The sequence below is a fragment of the Mycobacterium sp. ST-F2 genome (assembly GCF_001905655.1).
Lineage (GTDB): Bacteria > Actinomycetota > Actinomycetes > Mycobacteriales > Mycobacteriaceae > Mycobacterium.
In genome coordinates, this window is the sequence record NZ_JMHT01000013.1 from 1 (window position 1) to 16,296 (window position 16,296).

A 16,296-nucleotide genomic window follows, 5' to 3' on the forward strand; every position below is an offset into this window, starting at 1 on the left:
GTCCGCGGGGAACACGCCGCCGTCGAACGGCGGCCCGCCGTACTCGCCGCTGCGCAGCAGGTCATAGGCCGGCTTGCTGAGGCTGGCGGGGTCGTCGCCCAGAGTCAGTCCCGGCACCTGCAGGTGACCGACCATCACTGCGACGGGCTGCTGCGTCGTCAGCGTCCGGTACGGCACGAGGTCGCTGTCCTTGAGCGCCTCGAGCGGCGGGGTCTTCACGCCACCGGTGTGCGAGTCACCCGAGCCGTGCCCGTGTCCCGGAAAGTGCTTGAGCACCGGAACCAGCCCCGCCTCGCGCAGGCCCGCGGCGTACGCACCGGCGTACTCGGTGACCTTGTCCGGCGTCGCACCGAACGAGCGGTCGCCGATCACCTCGTCGTCGGACTCTTCGGTGACGTCGGCGTCGGGCGCGAAGTCGATGGTGATGCCGAACTTGTCCTTCATCTGCTGACCGCGGTCCTTGGCGATGGCCTGGACCTCGGCCGGCGTCTTCGTCGTCGCCAGCACCCGCGCCGACTCCTGCTTGCCGATCAGCTTCTTCAGCCGGGACACCCGGCCACCTTCTTCATCGATGCTGACCGCCAGCGGCAACGCGCCGGATGCCGCCTGCAGCTCAGGGATCGAACCGTCCGACAGCATGGACAGGTCCGTCCAGCTGCCGATGAAGATGCCGCCGACCTGCTGCTGTGTCACCGCGGCACGGGCGTCGGCGGCGTCCTTGACGCCCACCATGAGCAACTGGGCCAGCTTCTGCCGCAGCGTCAGCGTGCTCAGCAGCGCGTGCGGATCGCACGGCGGAGCCGTGGGGGCGGGCGCGTCCATCGGCTTACTCGACGACGACGTGGTCTTGGCCTGGCTGGACGTGCTGGACGCGGCAGGATGGTCGGACGACGACGAGCAACCAGCCACCAGTCCGGACACCAGTGCCAGCACTCCGAGGGTTCGGGGCAGGGACATGGGCACCGAGCTTAGCTGTCGCAGCAGACGTCCCCGGGCCCCGCAATGACCTGGGAGCGGGCCGGCGAACACGGATGCGAGCAGGTCGTCATGCTAGTTTGGGCGCCATGGACCGCTTCCTCGTGCCCGCCGGAGCCAGCATCGTGGTCGGTCTGTTGCTCGGCGCTGCAGCGGTCTTCGGCACCACGCTGATGCTGGAGCAGGACACCAAGCCGACGCTGCAATCGGGCGATCCAGCGTCATCGGTGCTCAACCGGGTCGAATACGGCAACCGCAGCTGATCCCGCGGCGCCACTCTCCCGGCGCTGCCTATGGGTCGTCAGCGCGGCCGCTCTGGTCCTGACGTTCGCCCAGTCACCGGGCCGGGTCTCGCCCGACACCAAACTCGATCTCACCGCCGACCCCGCGCGTTTCCTGGCGCGGGCGGCCAATCTGTGGAGCAGCGACCTGCCCTTCGGCCAGTCGCAGAACCAGGCCTACGGCTACCTCTTCCCGCACGGCGCGTTCTTCCTCGCCGGTGACGTCATCGGCCTGCCCGGGTGGGTCATCCAACGGCTGTGGTGGGCGTTGCTGCTGGTCGTCGGCTTCTGGGGCGTCATCAGGGTCGCCGAGGCCCTGGGCATCGGCAGCCGGTCCTCGCGCGTCCTCGCCGCCGTCGCGTTCGCCCTGTCCCCACGCGCGCTGACGACGCTGGGAGCCATCTCGTCCGAGACGCTGCCGATGATGCTGGCGCCGTGGGTGCTGCTGCCGGTGATCCTGGCGCTCGGAGACTCGGGGATTTGTGCACGATTTCCCGCGGCGGGCGCGGAAAATCGTGCACAAATCACGCCTGGAATCCGGCAGCTGGCGGCCCGCTCGGCTGTTGCGGTCGCGCTGATGGGCGCGGTCAACGCCGTCGCGACGCTGACGGGCTGTCTGGCCGCGATCATCTGGTGGGCCGCGCACCGGCCCAACCGGCGCTGGTGGCGCTTCACCGCGTGGTGGTTCGGCTGCACGCTGCTCGCCATTCTGTGGTGGGCGGTGGCGCTGCTGCTGCTCGGCCGGATCAGCCCGCCGTTCCTGGACTTCATCGAATCGTCGGGCGTCACGACGCAATGGCTGTCGCTGATCGAGGTGCTCCGCGGCACCTACGGCTGGACGGCGTTCGTCGCGACCAACGCGACGGCCGGGTCGTCACTGGTCACCGGCTCGGTGGCGGTGCTCGCCACGACGCTGGTGGCCGCCGGCGGGATGGCCGGCCTCGCGATGCGCAGCATGCCGGCCCGCGGGCGGCTCATCTCGATGCTGCTGCTCGGCCTGCTGCTGCTCGCGGTCGCGTACTCGGGCGGCCTGGGGTCCCCGATCGCCCACCAGGTGCAGACGTTCCTGGACGCCGCCGGCACCCCGCTGCGCAACGTGCACAAACTCGAACCCGTGCTGCGGCTGCCGCTGGCACTGGGCCTGGCCCACGCACTGGGCCGGATTCCCCTGCCGGGCAGCGCGCCGCGCCGGGAATGGATCAACGCGTTCGCGCACCTCGAGCGGGACAAGCGGATGGCCGTCGCCGTGGTGCTGCTGACGGCACTGGCCGCCGGGACGTCGCTGGCGTGGACGGGCCGCCTGGCCGCGCCCGGCGCGTACCGCGCCATCCCCCAGTACTGGCACCAGACCGCGGACTGGCTCGACGCACACAACGCCGAGACGCCGGGCCGGGTACTCGTCGCGCCGGGTGCGCCGTTCGCCAACCAGGTCTGGGGCAACACGCACGACGAGCCGCTGCAGGTGCTCGAGCGCGGCGCCTGGGGTGTGCGCGATTCGATTCCATTGACCCCGCCCGAGACCATCCGCGCCCTGGACTCCGTGCAACGCCTGTTTGCGACCGGGCGGCCGTCCGCCGGGTTGGCCGATACCCTGGCCCGCCAAGGCATTTCGTTCGTCGTGGTGCGCAACGACCTGGACCCCGACAACTCGCGGTCAGCGCGGCCGCTGCTGGTGCACCGGGCCTTGGAGGGTTCCAGGGGGATCACAAAAGTCGCCCAGTTCGGTGACGCCGTCGGGCCGGGCACGCTGGAGGGCTTCGTCTCCGACAGTGGCCTGCGGCCGCGCTACCCCGCCGTCGAGATCTACCGCGTGACGGGTGCCGCCACCACCGTGCCGTACCTGGCCGACGCCGACACCATGCCGCGCATCGACGGCGGGCCCGAATCGCTGCTGCGCCTCGATGAGCGCCGCCACCTGATGGGCCGAAACCCCTTGGGCCCCATGGTCTTGACGCAGGACGCGCAGCGGGCCGGCCTCCCGGTGCCCGAGGTCACCGTCACCGATACCCCGCTGGCCCGCGAAACCGACTACGGCCGCGTCGACGACCACTCATCGGCGGTGCGGGCCCCCGACGATCCACGGCGCACCTTCAACCGGGTCATGGACTACCCGAGCCCGGGCGCCACGACTGCCTACGGCCAGTGGCCGGGCGGACGGATCACGACATCGAGTTCGTCGTCCGATTCGACCGCGCTGCCCAACGTGGCGACGGCGGCCGGGCCGGCCGCCGCGATCGACGGCGACACCTCGACCAGCTGGGTGTCCAGTTCACTGCAAACCGCTGTGGGGCAGTGGCTTCAGGTCGACTTCGACCATCCGGTGACCAATGCGACCATCACCCTGACGCCCAGCGCCACCGCAGTCGGCGCTCAGGTACGCCGCATCGAGGTGGCAACGGCCAACGGCACCAGCACAATTCGCTTCGACCAGCCCGGCAAGCCCCTTACCGCGGCCCTGCCCTACGGCGAGACCTCGTGGGTCCGGTTCACCGCGACCGGCACCGACGACGGCTCACCCGGCGTGCAGTTCGGCATCACCGACTTCTCCGTGACGCAGTACGACGCGTCCGGCTTCGCCCACGCGGTGAGCCTGCGGCACACCGTCGACGTGCCCGCGCCGCCGGCGGGATCGGCTGTGGCGCAATGGGATCTGGGCAACGACCAGCTGGGCCGGCCCGGCTGCGCCGACGGGCCGAACGGGGTGCGGTGCGCCGCCACCATGGCCCAGTCACCCGAAGAGCCCGTCAACATGAGCCGCACCCTCACCGTGCCCACGCCGACGGCCGTCGTCCCGACGGTGTGGGTGCAGGCCCGGCAGGGTCCGCACCTGGCTGACCTGGTCAGCCAGCCGGGCACCACCCGCGCCGCCGGCGACTCCGACGTCATCGACGTCGCGGGCTCGGCCTACGCCGCCACCGACGGCGACCCGCGCACCGCCTGGGTGGCGCCGCAGGGCATCGTCCAGTTCCGAAACGGCGCCAACCTGACCCTGCGCCTGCCCGCGCCGACGACCGTCAGCGCCCTGCGCCTCACCCCGAGCGCCTCCGAGCTGCCGGCCCACCCGACCGTCGTCGCCGTCGACCTGGGCAACGGACCGCAGGTCCGCCGGATCGGTGACGGACCTCAGACGGTGAAGCTGAACCCCGCAAAGACCGACACCATCAAGCTGTCGATCCTCGACTGGCACGACCTGATCGACCGCACCGCACTGGGATTCGATCAGGTGAAGCCGCCCGGCCTGGCCGAGGTCGTAGCCCTCGACGACCGCGGCGCCCCGATCGCCCCGACCGACGCCGCCGCGAACCGGCGCCGCGCCATCACGATGCCCTGCGGCCGCGGGCCCATCGTCGCGATCGCCGGCCAGTTCCTGCAAACCTCGGTGCACACCACGGTCGGCGCGCTGCTGGACGGCGAGCCCATCGCGGCACAGCCGTGCCAGACCGCGCCGCTGCAACTGCCCGCCGGGCAGCAGGAACTCCTGATCAGCCCCGGACCGGACTTCACCGTCATCGGCGCCCGGCTGACGGGTCCGCTGGCGGCCCACATCCACAGCGCCCCAACGACTCCCGCGCAGCTGAAGACGTGGACGTCCGACCACCGCGAGGTGCAGGTAGCCCCGGCGCCCGTGCAGCGCGTCCTCGTCGTCCCCGAAAGCGTCAACCCCGGCTGGACCGCCCACACCGCCAACGGCGGCGTCCTCACCCCGGTGACCATCAACGGATGGCAGCAGGGCTGGGTACTTCCCGCCGGCACCGGCGGCATCGTCACGCTGACGTTCGCGCTCAACACCCCCTACCGGATCGGGCTGTTCGGCGGGCTGGCACTACTCCCCCTGCTGGCGCTCCTGGCGTTGTGGCCGGTGCGGCGGCGGGTCGACGACGCACCGACCCGCCCCTGGCAGCCGCGTCCGGCGGTCGTCGGCGTCGCAGTGGCCGGGTTCGGGTTCCTGGTGGCCGGATTGGCGGGCCTGGTGACCGTCGCGGCGGCGATCGGCATCCGGTACCTGCTGAGGTCGCGGCCGCAGTGGCTGGACGGGTGGACCGTCATCGCCTCGGCGAGCGGCCTGATCGCCGCGGGCGCGGTGCTCAGCGCCTACCCGTGGCGGTCGGTGGACGGCTATGTCGGGCATTCGCCGTGGGTGCAGTTCCTGGCGCTCATCTCGGTGGCCGCGCTGGCGGCGTCGCTGTGGGACGCGCGGGCTAACCGACTTCGGCCGGGCGACGATCAAGCGGCGAGGGACGAGCCGCGATGAGGAGCGCGGCTATCCAACAGAAGCAGGCTCCGGAACATCCGTGATCGCGCTGTCCCGCGGCGACGGCGCGTGCCGGGACTCCCAGCGGCGCAGCAGCTCCCGGCAGGGCGACTCGATCAACGCGTAGCTGACAGCGGCGATCGCGAACCCGAAAACCCAGGTCAGGATCAGCACGATCGGCATGTGGCCGTTGAACGGAAACTCGCCGATGACCGGGAACACCATGGCCAGCGCCGCGAGGTGCCAGATGAACAGGCCGTAGGACCACCGGCCCAGCGTCACCATGACGGTGCTGCCGAGAATCCGGTGCGGGGTGCCGGGGGCGTCCAGCACCAGCGGAGCCAGTAGGGCTCCGGCGACCACGGCACCCATCGCCGTCTTCACCACGACCTGGCCGACGGTGCCCGGCGCCAGCCCGATGTTGCCGGCCAGCGGCGTCGCCGCGATGACGAACGCCACCCCGGCGATCGCGGCCATCACCCACCGGCGCCGGGCCAGCTGATGCATCCGGCCGACGGGCATGACCGTCAGCTCGGCCAGCAGCATGCCGGCGGCGAACCACGAGAACAGCGCCGGCAGCCAGTTCATCTGGTTGACGCCGAACGGCAGGTGCCACGGCAGCGCGGGCCACGCGAAGCTCGCCACCGCCAGCGTCGCGATCGCCGGCACGCGCCAGTCCACCGGCAGCCGCCGGGCCAGCAGCGCCAGCAGCGGCAGCACCAGATAGAAGCTGACCTCCACGGCCAGGCTCCACATCTGGGTCAGCCCGGCCGTCAGCGTCAGGGGCACGTAGACCTGGGTCAGCGTGAGATTGGACAGCCACACCGTGAGATCGGCATGCGCGTCGGGCAGCAGCGCCAGGATCACCACGACGGCCACCACATAGCCCGGCATGATCCGGACCACCCGGGACCGCAGATAGTGGCCCGTCGGCGGCCGATGCCGCAGTCCCCGCGCGGCGGCCGCGTGACCCCGCCACAGCAGGAACCCCGACAGTGCGAAGAACACCGCGACCGCCAGGTCGAAACGGGTGAACAACCGGCCGTACCAGCCGCTGCTGTTGGCGGTCTGGAACGCCACGTGAGTAAGCACGACGCCCATGGCAGCGCAGGCACGCATGCCCTCGACAGCAGGCAGGAAGCTGCGGGTGCCGCTCACCTGTTCGCCGCTGATCGCGTCGTCTCCCGGGTCGCCCACGACCCCAGTGTGCCGGGTGTACGTGCCCGGCGGCGAATCTCACTTCCGCCCCGGCAGCACTATGAGGGTGTGCCTTAGTAAGGGCTGTTAGGGTCAGTCGGGTTGCTGTGTGGCTGGCAGACAAAGTAAGGAGCACGGGTTGAACCGCGCTGTGGGGTTGCGAATCGCGGCATGCGTCTTGATGGGGCTCGGCGCCGCCCTGCTGATCGCCGCTCTGCTGTTGACTACCTATACCTCGGGCAAGATCAAGAAGATCCCGCTCGACATCGACACCACCTTGGTCAGCAACGGCACCGGCACCGCGCTGGACCCGGCATCGCTCCTGGGCGAGAAGTTCGTCGTCAACAAGAACGTGCCGCTGGTGTTGCAGCGGCAGATCAGCGTCGAGAACCCGGCGAACGCCGACGTGGTGACGCTGCAGGTCGGTAACACCGTGCGCCGCACCGACAAGCAGCAGGACAACGGCCTGCTGCTGGCCCTCGTCGACACCGTGACCCTCAACCGCACCACTGCCGCCGCGGTGACGGGTGCGGCCGGCTCGGTGCAGCGGCCGCGCACCATCGAAGACCAGAACCCGCCGACCAACATCGCGCTGCCCCACACCGGGCTGAGCTACCGCTTCCCGTTCAGCACGGAGAAGAAGACGTACCAGGTGTTCGACCCCATCGCGCAGAAGGCCTACGACGCCAACTACGAGGGCGAAGAGGATGTCAACGGGCTGTCGGTCTACAAGTTCACGCAGAACGTCGGCTTCGACGCCGACGGCAAGCTGGTCGAGCCGATCAAGTACGCGTCGCTGTACGACAAGGACGAAGACGGGTCGGTGACCGCGCGCGCCGAACTGTGGGGTGTGCCGTCCGCCGAGCCCACCGATCCGATCACCATGCAGCGCTACTACGCCGCGGCGCGCACCTTCTGGGTGGACCCGGTCTCGGGCACCATCGTCAAGGAGAAGGACCGCGGCTTCCACTACTACTCGCGTGACGCCCTCAAGCCCGAGGTGACGTTCGCGGACTTCACCGTCACCTCCAATGAGCAGACGGTCGAGTCGCAGGTCGCCGCCGCCCACGACGAGCGCGACAAGCTGGCCCTGTGGGACCGCATCCTGCCCTTCACCTTCGGTGGCCTGGGACTGGTCTTCCTGGTCGGTGGTGGGCTGCTGGCCGCGTACAGCCTGCGGTCGCAGGCCGCGCTGATCGATCCGGGTCTGGACGCTGCCGGCCACGGCTTCTTCGGCCGGCGTGACACCGATTCCGGTCCGATGCCCGCCGCCGAGGCCATGACCGAGAAACTGCCCACGCAGCGGCCGACCGATCTGCCACCGGACCGGGTCTGATCGCTCTTCGTCGTGCCCTACCGGCGCTGTACGCGCTGGGGCTGACGCTCGCTGTCACGGCGCCGCTGCTGGCGCCCGGTTACCTGCTTCTCCGTGACGCGGTCTCGACGCCGCGGTCCTATCTGTCCGACGCGGCCTTGGGCTTGTCCGAAGCCGCGCCCCGGGCCCTGCCGCAGGACTTCTTCCTCGCGGTGTTCTCCCCCGTTGTTGACGGCGGGGTACTGGTAAAAGCGCTGACGATCCTCGGGCTGTGGTTCGCCGGCTGGGGTGCGGCGCGGCTGGCGGCGTCGGTCCTCGATGCCGGTCTCGGCGGCCAGCTGGTGGCCGTCACGATCGCGGTGTGGAACCCCTATGTCGCCGAGCGGCTGCTGCAGGGGCACTGGAGCCTGCTGGTCGGCTACGGCTGCCTGCCCTGGGTCGCCCTCTCGAGCGATTTGTGCACGATCTTCCGCGGTGAGCGCGGAAAATCGTGCACAAATCTCATCTTCTGGGTGGCCCTGGCCGGGCTGACGCCGACGGGACTGCTGCTGGCGTTGGTCGTGGCGCTGGTGTGTTCGCGGACGTGGCGCGGCGTGTGGGTGGCGCTGGTGGCATCGGTCGGCGCCGCGCTGCCCTGGCTGGTGGCGACGGTCGTGGCACGCTCCGTGTTGCCGCTGTCCAGTGCCGGGGTGCCGGCGTTCGCGGCGCGGGCAGAGCCGGGACTCGGGACGCTGGGCAGCCTGGCCGGGCTCGGTGGTATCTGGAACGCGTCCGCGGTGCCGGTGTCCCGGACGACGTGGTTCGCCGTGGCCGGGACGGTCGCACTGCTGGCCGTGGTGGCTGTCGGTGCGCGCCGCGCCTGGTCTGTGGCGGCGGCCCGGCCGCTGCTGGTGCTCGCCGTCATCGCGGTGGTGGTACCCGCGCTGTTGGCGACAGGCGCCGGGTCGGCGTTCCTCGACTGGTTGATCCGCACCATCCCCAGCACCGGTGTCCTGCGGGACGGGCAGAAATGGGTGGCCCTGGCCATGCCCGGCTATGCCCTGGCCGGCGCCGCGGCGGTGGCGGTGCTCCGGCGGTGGCTACCAACGGCTTTCGCTGCTGCGGTCTGCTGCGTCGTGATACTCGCTGCGCTGCCTGACCTGGCATGGGGCGTCGGCGCCCAGCTACGGTCCGTGCGGTATCCGGCGGGCTGGTATTCGGTTGCGGCGCAGATCAACTCGGACCCGAAGCCCGTCGCGGTGCTGCCGCCCGACGTCATCCGGCAGTTCCCGTGGGCCGGGCCTTCTCCCGTTCTGGACCCGCTGCCCCGCTGGGTGTCGGCCGATGTGCTGGCCACCGGGGACCTGGTGATCGGGGGGCGGACGGTGCCCGGCGAGGGTGTGCGCGCACGGAAGGTGCAGGACCTGCTGCTGCGCGGCGCCGACGTGCACCAGTTGGCCGCGGCCGGGGTCGGCTGGGTGGTGGTCGAAGGTCCGGCACCTGCGCTGTCATTGCCGATTGCCTACCGGGACAACGAGATTGCGCTGTACCGCGTGGGCGGGACGGCGCCCGCGGCGTCAGGACGCCCGCTGCTGATCGCCGCGCACCTGGTGTGGCTGGCCATGCTGATCGGCGGGTTGGCCGCGATGGGCATCGGGCGGTGGCGGGGAACGGCGCCGCTCAGACGATCCCGGTGACGAACCGCCCGTCCCGGACCGCCTCGGCGACGGTCAGCATCGCGGAAGCACTTTGCTGCCAAGAGAATTCGGCCGCCCGAAGCTGGGCCTTGGTGCCCAGCTGGTCCCGCAGGACATCGTCCGTCAGCAGGGTCTCCAGCGCGGTCACCAGACCCCGGTGATCATCGACCAGCAGGCCCGTCACGCCGTCGACGATGGAGTCGGTCAGACCGCCCGAGGACCGGTAGCCGACGGTGGGCACGCCGTGCTGCGCGGCCTCGATGACGGCCAGCGCCCAGCCTTCCTTGCGCGACGGCAGCGCGTGCACCCAAGCCTGTTGCAGCACTTCGTGTTTGATGTCCTCATCGACGTGGCCATGAAAGGTTACGACGGCACCAATTCCCAATCGCCGAGCGTGCGCGACCAACCGCTCGTCCCACCAACCGCCACCGACGACGTCGAGGCGCAGCCCGGGCACCACCGGCGCGAGCAGCGCGACCGCGTCGAGCACGTCTTCGATCTGCTTGTGCGGCACCAACCGTGACAGCACCACGATGCGCGGCGCGGCCGCCCGCGGCAGCGACAGGGACGCCGGCGGAGCGAGATCGACGCCGTTGCGCACGACGGCGATCCGGGAGGCGTCGACGCCGAGGTCGACCAGATCCCGGGCCGACGGCAGCGACACCGTCACGTACTGGTTTTTCCGGTGCACGCGTGGCGACAGCCGTGATTCCACGAACCAACCGAACTTGCTCATCAATCGGCCAGCTACCGGCCACTGGTCGCGGTGGCAGTGGTGCACCAGCACCATGGCCCGCCGGCCGTACGCCAGCCGGGCCAGGAACGGGATGCCGTTCTGCGCATCGATCACCACGTCCGGGCGCGTGCCGCGCAGCGGACCCAGCCCGATGCGGGCCAGCACCATGGCCAGCCCCGCCCAGATATAGACGGAATGGCGACCGCCGCCGCGGCTGATCCGGATGCCGTCGACGACCTCGGTCCGCGCGGCCCCGCGATACCGGGCCGTCCGCAACGTGACCCGCACGCCGGCCTCCGCGAGCTGCGCGCCGATGCGCTGCAGATACGTCTCACTGCCGCCGCCCTGCGGGTGGCCGGTGTCGCGCCAGCAGAGCAGCAGCACCGACCGGATCTCGTCAGGAGATCCAGCAGGCAGCTGGGGGTGGTCTGGCATCGAATGAAGGGTACCGGTCAGTAGGGTTGCGGAGTGAATCGCTGGGCAGCCAAACGACTGGTCATCACGCGGGAGCGGGCCACCCTCGCCCGCTCGATCCGACTGCTCGGCGAGTTCCGTTTCGAGCAGACCGACCCGGCCCGCTTCTACGGCGCGCTCGCCCGAGACACCGTCGCGCTCGTGGACGGTCTGTGGCGCGACCTGAACGGCACCGCACCCGCCGGCACGACGGTGCTCGACGTCGGCGGCGGCCCCGGCTACTTCGCCACCGAGTTCTCCGGCGCCGGGATGACGTACGTCGGTGTCGAGCCCGACCCGCGCGAGATGCATGCCGGCCCGGCCAGCCAACCCGATGGCGCGGGCGTCTTCGTCCGCGCCTCGGGCATGGCACTGCCGTTCGCCGACGACAGCGTCGACGTCTGTTTGTCGTCGAACGTCGCCGAACACGTCCGCGAGCCATGGCTGATGGGCCGGGAGATGCTGCGGGTCACCCGGCCGGGCGGGCTGGTGATCCTGTCCTACACGGTGTGGCTCGGTCCGTTCGGCGGCCACGAGATGGGGCTGACGCACTACCTCGGCGGCAGGCGCGCCGCCGAGATGTACACCCGCAAACACGGCCACCGACCGAAGAACGACTACGGATCGTCGTTGTTCGCGGTCTCTGCCGCAGCTGGACTGGAGTGGGCCCGCAGCACCGGGGACCTGGTCGCCGCATTCCCCCGCTACCACCCGCGATGGGCCTGGCGTGCGACTTCTGTACCGGTGTTACAGGAGTTCTTGACGAGCAACCTGGTGTTGGTGCTCCAGCCCAGCTGAGCGACCTAATTGGAACATGTTCTCGTTTCGGCGAAAACTGGGTAGTGTGACGCCCATGACACAAAGCACGGCTTTCAAAACCGAGTGGGACCAGCTCTTCATCGGCGGTCAGTGGACCGCACCCTCGACGTCGGACGTCATCGAGGTGCATTCCCCGGCCACCGGCGAGCTCGTCGGCAAGGTGCCGCTGGCCGCCAAGGCTGACGTGGACGCCGCATGCGCCGCCGCCCGCAAGGCGTTCGATGAGGGCCCGTGGCCCAAGATGACGCCGGCCGAGCGTGCCGCCGTGATCGCCGAGGCGTCGCGCCTCATGACCGAGCGCGCCGACGAGATCAAGTTCCTGCTCTCCGCCGAGACCGGCCAGCCGCCGAGCATCGTCGACATGATGCAGTACGGCGCCGCGATGTCGTCGTTCAACTACTACGCCGGCGCCGCGGACAAGTTCCAGTGGAGCGACATCCGGGACGGCATCTACGGCCAGACGCTGGTGACCCGCGAACCCATCGGCGTCGTCGCCGCCGTCGCCGCGTGGAACGTGCCGTTCTTCCTGGCCGCCAACAAGCTGGGCCCGGCACTGCTGGCCGGCTGCACCGTCGTGCTCAAGCCCGCCGCCGAGACGCCGCTGTCGGTGTTCGCCATGGCCCAGGCCTTCGCCGAGGCCGGCCTGCCCGAGGGCGTGCTGTCGATCGTGCCGGGTGGCCCCGACACCGGCCGCGCCCTGACCGCGAACCCGGAGATCGACAAGTTCACCTTCACCGGTAGCTCGGCCGTCGGCAAGGAGATCGGCAAGGTCGCCGCCGAGCGGCTCAAGCCCTGCACGCTGGAACTCGGCGGCAAGTCCGCGGCCATCATCCTCGAGGACGCCGACCTGGATTCCACCCTCCCGATGCTGCTGTTCTCGGGCCTGATGAACACCGGCCAGGCCTGCGTCGGCCAGACCCGCATCCTGGCGCCGCGATCGCGGTACGAAGAGGTCGTCGAGAAGGTCGCCGCAGGCGCAGCCGCCATGCAGGTCGGCCTGCCCGACAACCCGGCGGCCATGATCGGCCCGCTGATCAGCGAGAAGCAGCGCGAGCGCGTCGAGGGCTACATCAAGAAGGGCGTCGAAGAAGGTGCCCGCATCGCCACCGGCGGCGGCCGCCCCGAGGGTCTGGACTCCGGCTGGTTCGTGCAGCCGACGGTCTTCGCGGACGTCGACAACTCGATGACCATCGCCCAGGAAGAGATCTTCGGACCCGTGCTGGCGATCATCCCCTTCGACACCGAAGAGGACGCCATCCGGATCGCCAACGACTCGGACTACGGGCTGGCCGGCAGCGTCTACACCACCGACGTGCCCAAGGCCATGAAGATCGCCGCGCAGATCCGGACCGGCACGTACGCCGTCAACATGTACGCGTTCGATCCGGGCGCTCCGTTCGGCGGCTACAAGAACTCGGGCATCGGCCGCGAGAACGGCCCCGAGGGCATCGAGGCCTACTGCCAGGCCAAGAGCGTCCTGATGCCGTTCGGCTACACCCCGGAGTAATGGAGTAATACCGCCTTCGTCCGAATGGCCATCCGCCTTGTCCTTCGCCCCTCGGGGGACTCGGCCGGGTGGCCATTCGGCTTTTCAGCACCGGTTTTTTATCCCAGGCGACCCCCAGCAATCGCTGATAGCGTCGCGACCGTCTGAAGGTCCGGCAAACAATCTGGGAGGAAACGTATGGCTGTCTCTGTGGATCTCGAGAAGTCGCTCGACAAGGCATACGAGGACAAGTCCCTCAAGGACATCCTCGACGCATCGCCCGCCGCGCTGGCCGGGGTCAGTGACTCCGACGCCGAGCACCTCGCCGCGGCATTCAACATCAAGACCGTGCGCCAGCTCGGCTCCAACAAGTACTTCGCCGTCGCTGCCGCGCTCGTCGCGCTGGAGAACGCCGGCTAGTTTTTCTGCGCGGGTTCTCACCGCGAGCAGTCGCAAAACTGTCCCTTTTTCCTTGGAAGAGGGACAGTTTTGCGTTTCCCGCAAGTGGGCGGCGCCCCGGTTCGTCACTGGTGTGGACGCTCACCGGCCCAGGCTGAGCGCTGTCCTCAGCGTCGGCTCGGCTTGGGTATCGGATGCCAGCGGAAAAGTGCGTGGATGCAATCGGGGTTGGGATCTGCCGGTGGTTTTGCACTCAGGGACCGCTGCAGCCCGCGAAAGGTCCCTGTGTTCAATCGCGGCAGCTACGGGCGCAGGGCCGTTGACGCTATGTACTTCCCCGGCAGTTTTCGCGCAGACGCTCGCCGCGAATGTGCAATCCGGCAGTCCCGCGGGCCGGATCCACGATCTGAGCGCACATTCGCGAGCCTGAACACCCGACCTCATGCCCCCTGAAACTGGGCAGCACGGCGTTCGACGAACGACTGCACGCCCTCGGCGGCGTCCTGGGTGGTGAACAACCGGGCCACCTCGGGTTGCAGCCTCTCGAACGCCGCGGCTTCGCCCCCACTGCGGGCCAGTTGCGCCGACGCCAAGGTGGCCTGGACACCGAGCGGGGCGGCGCGGTCGGCGATGGTGTGCGCGATCTCGAGCGCGCGACGGCGGGCATCCGCGGCGCTACCCGCGACCTCTTGCACCAGGCCGATGCGGTGCGCCTCGGCCGCGTCGAACTCGTCGCCGGTGAGTAGCCAGCGCATGGCGTTGCCCCAACCCGCGTCGCGCGGCAACCGCACGCTGGCACCGCCGAACGGGTAGATGCCGCGCAGCACCTCGATCTGGGCGAAGCGGGCGTCCGCGGCAGCCACCCGGATGTCGGCCGCGAGCAGCAGTTCGATGCCCAGCGTCAGACACCGGCCCTGAACCGCCGCGACGACGGGCTTGGTCCACGGCCCGTCGAGCCGCCAGGGATCGCGGCCGTCGGCGGGGAACGGACTCTCCCCGGCGGCGATGGCCGGGGCGACGTCGACCAGGTCCAGACCCGCGGTGAAGTGGTCGCCGTGGGCGATGAGCACGCCGGCGCGCAGGGTGTCGTCGCGCTCGAGCAGGCCATAGGCGCGGGAGAGGTCGGCCAGCATCGCGCGGTCGAACGCGTTGCGCTTCTCGGGCCGGCCCAGGCCCATCACCAGAACATGCCCGTCACGTTCGAGGGTGACGGTCTGCAGATGAAGTTCGGTCGTCATGCCTGAAGTGAACTCCTGATCACAAAATTATGCAAGACACCATAGTTTTGAGCTCCTACCCATCGCGAGATGCCGAAAACCTCGTCCATGTGTGACGCGGAATACATTCTTTGGCCCAATGTGTTAGTCGTTTTATGCTCAGTCCCATACCAAGGAGGGCGCCATGTGGGTGGTCGAAGTCAACGTGAAAGGCCATCGCTTCACGCACACCGTCCTGGGCGCCAACGAGCGGCTGCGTGAAGCAGCGCGTGGTGTGCAGGACCGGATGACGCAGCTTCGGAACCGGGTCGCGCATTGACCGCAGCAGGGCCCGCCCCCAAGACGGTCAACAAGCGCGGCGCCACCCGGGAACGGATGGTGCGCAGTGCCGCCGCCGTGCTACGTGAGCGCGGCGCCGCCGGACTGACCATCGACGAGGTGCTGATTCGCAGCGGGGCTCCGCGCGGATCGGTCTACCACCACTTTCCCGAGGGCCGCAGCCAGCTGCTGATCGAAGCGCTGCAGTTCGCCGGCGACGCGATCGCCGCCCACATCGATGGCTCCGCCGCGTACGGCGGCATCGCACTCGTGCGCGGATTCGTCACGTTCTGGGACCAGATTCTGGCCGACAGCGACTTCACCGCCGGCTGCCCTGTGGTCGCCGCCGCAGTCGGGTCGGGCGACGAAGCACCAACCCTCACTCCCATCGCCGCCGAGATCTTCGGCCGCTGGCGTACCGCCCTCGGGCACGCCTTCACCGCCGAAGGATTCAGCGACGCCGACGCGTCAGCCCTGGCAGTCACCTGCCTGGCCGCACTGGAAGGCGCGGTGGTGCTGAGCCGCTCGTCGCAAAGCGTCGAGCCGTTGCACGACGTCGCCACCCAGCTCGAATTCCTCATCAAGGCAAAGGCTTTCGTCAAGAGCAACGGCCTGCCGACTGCCGGCAACTAGCCCTCGGCGCGAGCCCAGCGCGCACACACGAAGTCCCCGTTGACCGCGGACTCCAGGAGCTTCCACTCCGAGCGCACCGGAAGCACGGGCGCGCCCTCGCCCAACGAGCACGGCGCGTAGGACACCACGAGTTCGTCGACCAGACCGGCCGTCACGAACTGTGCCGCGACGTCCCCGCCCCCGACGACCCAGACGTCACGCCCGCCCGCAGCCTCGACCAACGTCGGATGCAATTGCGTGACATCACCACTGACCGCATGCACGGGATGGCCGTCGACGACGACGTCCGAGCGGGACGTGAGCACCCACGTCGGTTGCGGGTACGGCCAGTCGCCCGGCTCATGTTCGACGACCCAGCGGTACGTCGTCGACCCCATGACCAGGGCACCCACCGACTTCTCGAAGGCTTTGTAGCCGAACGGCCCGTCGACGTCGATGTCGCGCGTGAGCAGCCAGTCGAGGCTGCCTGCGGAATCGACGATGAAGCCGTCCAGGCTCGACGCGGTGAAGTAGATGGTCGCCATCGCACCGAGTATGCC

At 69.7% G+C, this 16,296-nt stretch carries 14 protein-coding genes; 9 read left to right on the top strand and 5 right to left on the bottom strand.

What is annotated here, in order from left to right:
- Positions 1-957, bottom strand: a 957-nt coding sequence (locus tag EB75_RS06195; RefSeq protein ID WP_073694652.1) for a glycoside hydrolase family 3 N-terminal domain-containing protein, incomplete at its 3' end; no start/stop codon positions are given.
- A gap of 107 nt (positions 958-1,064) precedes the next feature.
- Between EB75_RS06195 and EB75_RS06200 the strand changes: the two genes are divergently transcribed.
- Both EB75_RS06200 and EB75_RS06205 read left to right on the top strand, forming a co-directional pair.
- On the top strand, positions 1,065-1,238 hold the full coding sequence (locus EB75_RS06200; RefSeq protein ID WP_020103457.1) for a DUF2613 domain-containing protein: 174 nt from the start codon (positions 1,065-1,067) through the stop codon (positions 1,236-1,238).
- Positions 1,189-5,508 carry an alpha-(1->3)-arabinofuranosyltransferase gene (locus tag EB75_RS06205; protein WP_174557634.1) on the top strand — a complete coding sequence of 1,440 codons (4,320 nt, stop codon included), beginning with the start codon at positions 1,189-1,191 and terminating at the stop codon, positions 5,506-5,508. The genes EB75_RS06200 and EB75_RS06205 overlap by 50 nt, the downstream gene beginning before the upstream one ends.
- Positions 5,509-5,517: 9 nt before the next feature.
- Here EB75_RS06205 and EB75_RS06210 read toward each other — a convergent pair whose 3' ends face one another.
- Positions 5,518-6,627, bottom strand: a complete 1,110-nt coding sequence (locus tag EB75_RS06210) for an acyltransferase family protein (RefSeq protein ID WP_073694653.1) — start codon at positions 6,625-6,627, stop codon at positions 5,518-5,520.
- Positions 6,628-6,844: 217 nt separating this feature from the next.
- Here EB75_RS06210 and pgfA point away from each other — a divergent pair, with 217 nt between their 5' ends.
- Both pgfA and EB75_RS06220 read left to right on the top strand, forming a co-directional pair.
- Positions 6,845-8,041 carry a cell envelope lipid trafficking protein PgfA gene (gene pgfA, locus EB75_RS06215; protein WP_073694595.1) on the top strand — a complete coding sequence of 399 codons (1,197 nt, stop codon included), beginning with the start codon at positions 6,845-6,847 and terminating at the stop codon, positions 8,039-8,041.
- On the top strand, positions 8,038-9,696 hold the full coding sequence (locus tag EB75_RS06220; RefSeq protein ID WP_502689343.1) for an MmpA family trehalose lipid delivery protein: 1,659 nt from the start codon (positions 8,038-8,040) through the stop codon (positions 9,694-9,696). Before pgfA ends, EB75_RS06220 begins: the two co-directional genes overlap by 4 nt.
- On the opposite strand, the gene EB75_RS06225 is transcribed toward EB75_RS06220, so the two are convergent.
- Positions 9,680-10,867, bottom strand: a complete 1,188-nt coding sequence (locus EB75_RS06225; RefSeq protein WP_073694597.1) for a glycosyltransferase family 4 protein — start codon at positions 10,865-10,867, stop codon at positions 9,680-9,682. The two genes, EB75_RS06220 and EB75_RS06225, sit on opposite strands and share 17 nt — an antisense overlap.
- 33 nt (positions 10,868-10,900) lie before the next feature.
- Here EB75_RS06225 and EB75_RS06230 point away from each other — a divergent pair, with 33 nt between their 5' ends.
- From EB75_RS06230 to EB75_RS06240, 3 genes are all read left to right on the top strand, one after another.
- On the top strand, positions 10,901-11,683 hold the full coding sequence (locus EB75_RS06230; RefSeq protein WP_174557632.1) for a class I SAM-dependent methyltransferase: 783 nt from the start codon (positions 10,901-10,903) through the stop codon (positions 11,681-11,683).
- Positions 11,684-11,738: 55 nt separating this feature from the next.
- The gene (locus tag EB75_RS06235; RefSeq protein WP_073694598.1) at positions 11,739-13,211 is read left to right on the top strand and encodes an aldehyde dehydrogenase; all 1,473 of its coding nucleotides are present in this window, start codon (positions 11,739-11,741) and stop codon (positions 13,209-13,211) included.
- A 177-nt stretch (positions 13,212-13,388) separates the two neighbouring features.
- Positions 13,389-13,610, top strand: a complete 222-nt coding sequence (locus EB75_RS06240) for a hypothetical protein (protein WP_073694599.1) — start codon at positions 13,389-13,391, stop codon at positions 13,608-13,610.
- A 419-nt stretch (positions 13,611-14,029) separates the two neighbouring features.
- On the opposite strand, the gene EB75_RS06245 is transcribed toward EB75_RS06240, so the two are convergent.
- On the bottom strand, positions 14,030-14,827 hold the full coding sequence (locus tag EB75_RS06245) for a crotonase/enoyl-CoA hydratase family protein (RefSeq protein WP_073694600.1): 798 nt from the start codon (positions 14,825-14,827) through the stop codon (positions 14,030-14,032).
- A gap of 163 nt (positions 14,828-14,990) precedes the next feature.
- On the opposite strand from EB75_RS06245, the gene EB75_RS29850 reads away from it, so the two are divergent.
- Positions 14,991-15,125 (top strand): hypothetical protein, encoded by a 135-nt coding sequence (locus tag EB75_RS29850; protein WP_286150097.1) that lies wholly within the window; start codon positions 14,991-14,993, stop codon positions 15,123-15,125.
- Complete coding sequence (locus EB75_RS06250; protein ID WP_083612020.1) at positions 15,122-15,757, top strand: TetR/AcrR family transcriptional regulator; 636 nt, start codon at positions 15,122-15,124, stop codon at positions 15,755-15,757. The genes EB75_RS29850 and EB75_RS06250 overlap by 4 nt, the downstream gene beginning before the upstream one ends.
- Here EB75_RS06250 and EB75_RS06255 read toward each other — a convergent pair.
- Positions 15,754-16,281, bottom strand: coding sequence for a dihydrofolate reductase family protein (locus tag EB75_RS06255; RefSeq protein WP_073694601.1), 528 nt, complete (start codon positions 16,279-16,281; stop codon positions 15,754-15,756). The genes EB75_RS06250 and EB75_RS06255 overlap by 4 nt on opposite strands.
- Positions 16,282-16,296: the final 15 nt, after the last annotated feature.

What these genes read in the sequence shown, in the direction of transcription:
- EB75_RS06210 (WP_073694653.1), bottom strand. Translation starts at nt 6,627, where the DNA reads ATGCGTGCCTGCGCTGCCATGGGCGTCGTGCTTACTCACGTGGCGTTC.
- EB75_RS29850 (WP_286150097.1), top strand. Translation starts at nt 14,991, where the DNA reads ATGTGGGTGGTCGAAGTCAACGTGAAAGGCCATCGCTTCACGCACACC.
- EB75_RS06200 (WP_020103457.1), top strand. Translation starts at nt 1,065, where the DNA reads ATGGACCGCTTCCTCGTGCCCGCCGGAGCCAGCATCGTGGTCGGTCTG.
- EB75_RS06245 (WP_073694600.1), bottom strand. Translation starts at nt 14,827, where the DNA reads ATGACGACCGAACTTCATCTGCAGACCGTCACCCTCGAACGTGACGGG.
- EB75_RS06235 (WP_073694598.1), top strand. Translation starts at nt 11,739, where the DNA reads ATGACACAAAGCACGGCTTTCAAAACCGAGTGGGACCAGCTCTTCATC.
- EB75_RS06255 (WP_073694601.1), bottom strand. Translation starts at nt 16,281, where the DNA reads ATGGCGACCATCTACTTCACCGCGTCGAGCCTGGACGGCTTCATCGTC.
- EB75_RS06240 (WP_073694599.1), top strand. Translation starts at nt 13,389, where the DNA reads ATGGCTGTCTCTGTGGATCTCGAGAAGTCGCTCGACAAGGCATACGAG.
- EB75_RS06225 (WP_073694597.1), bottom strand. Translation starts at nt 10,867, where the DNA reads ATGCCAGACCACCCCCAGCTGCCTGCTGGATCTCCTGACGAGATCCGG.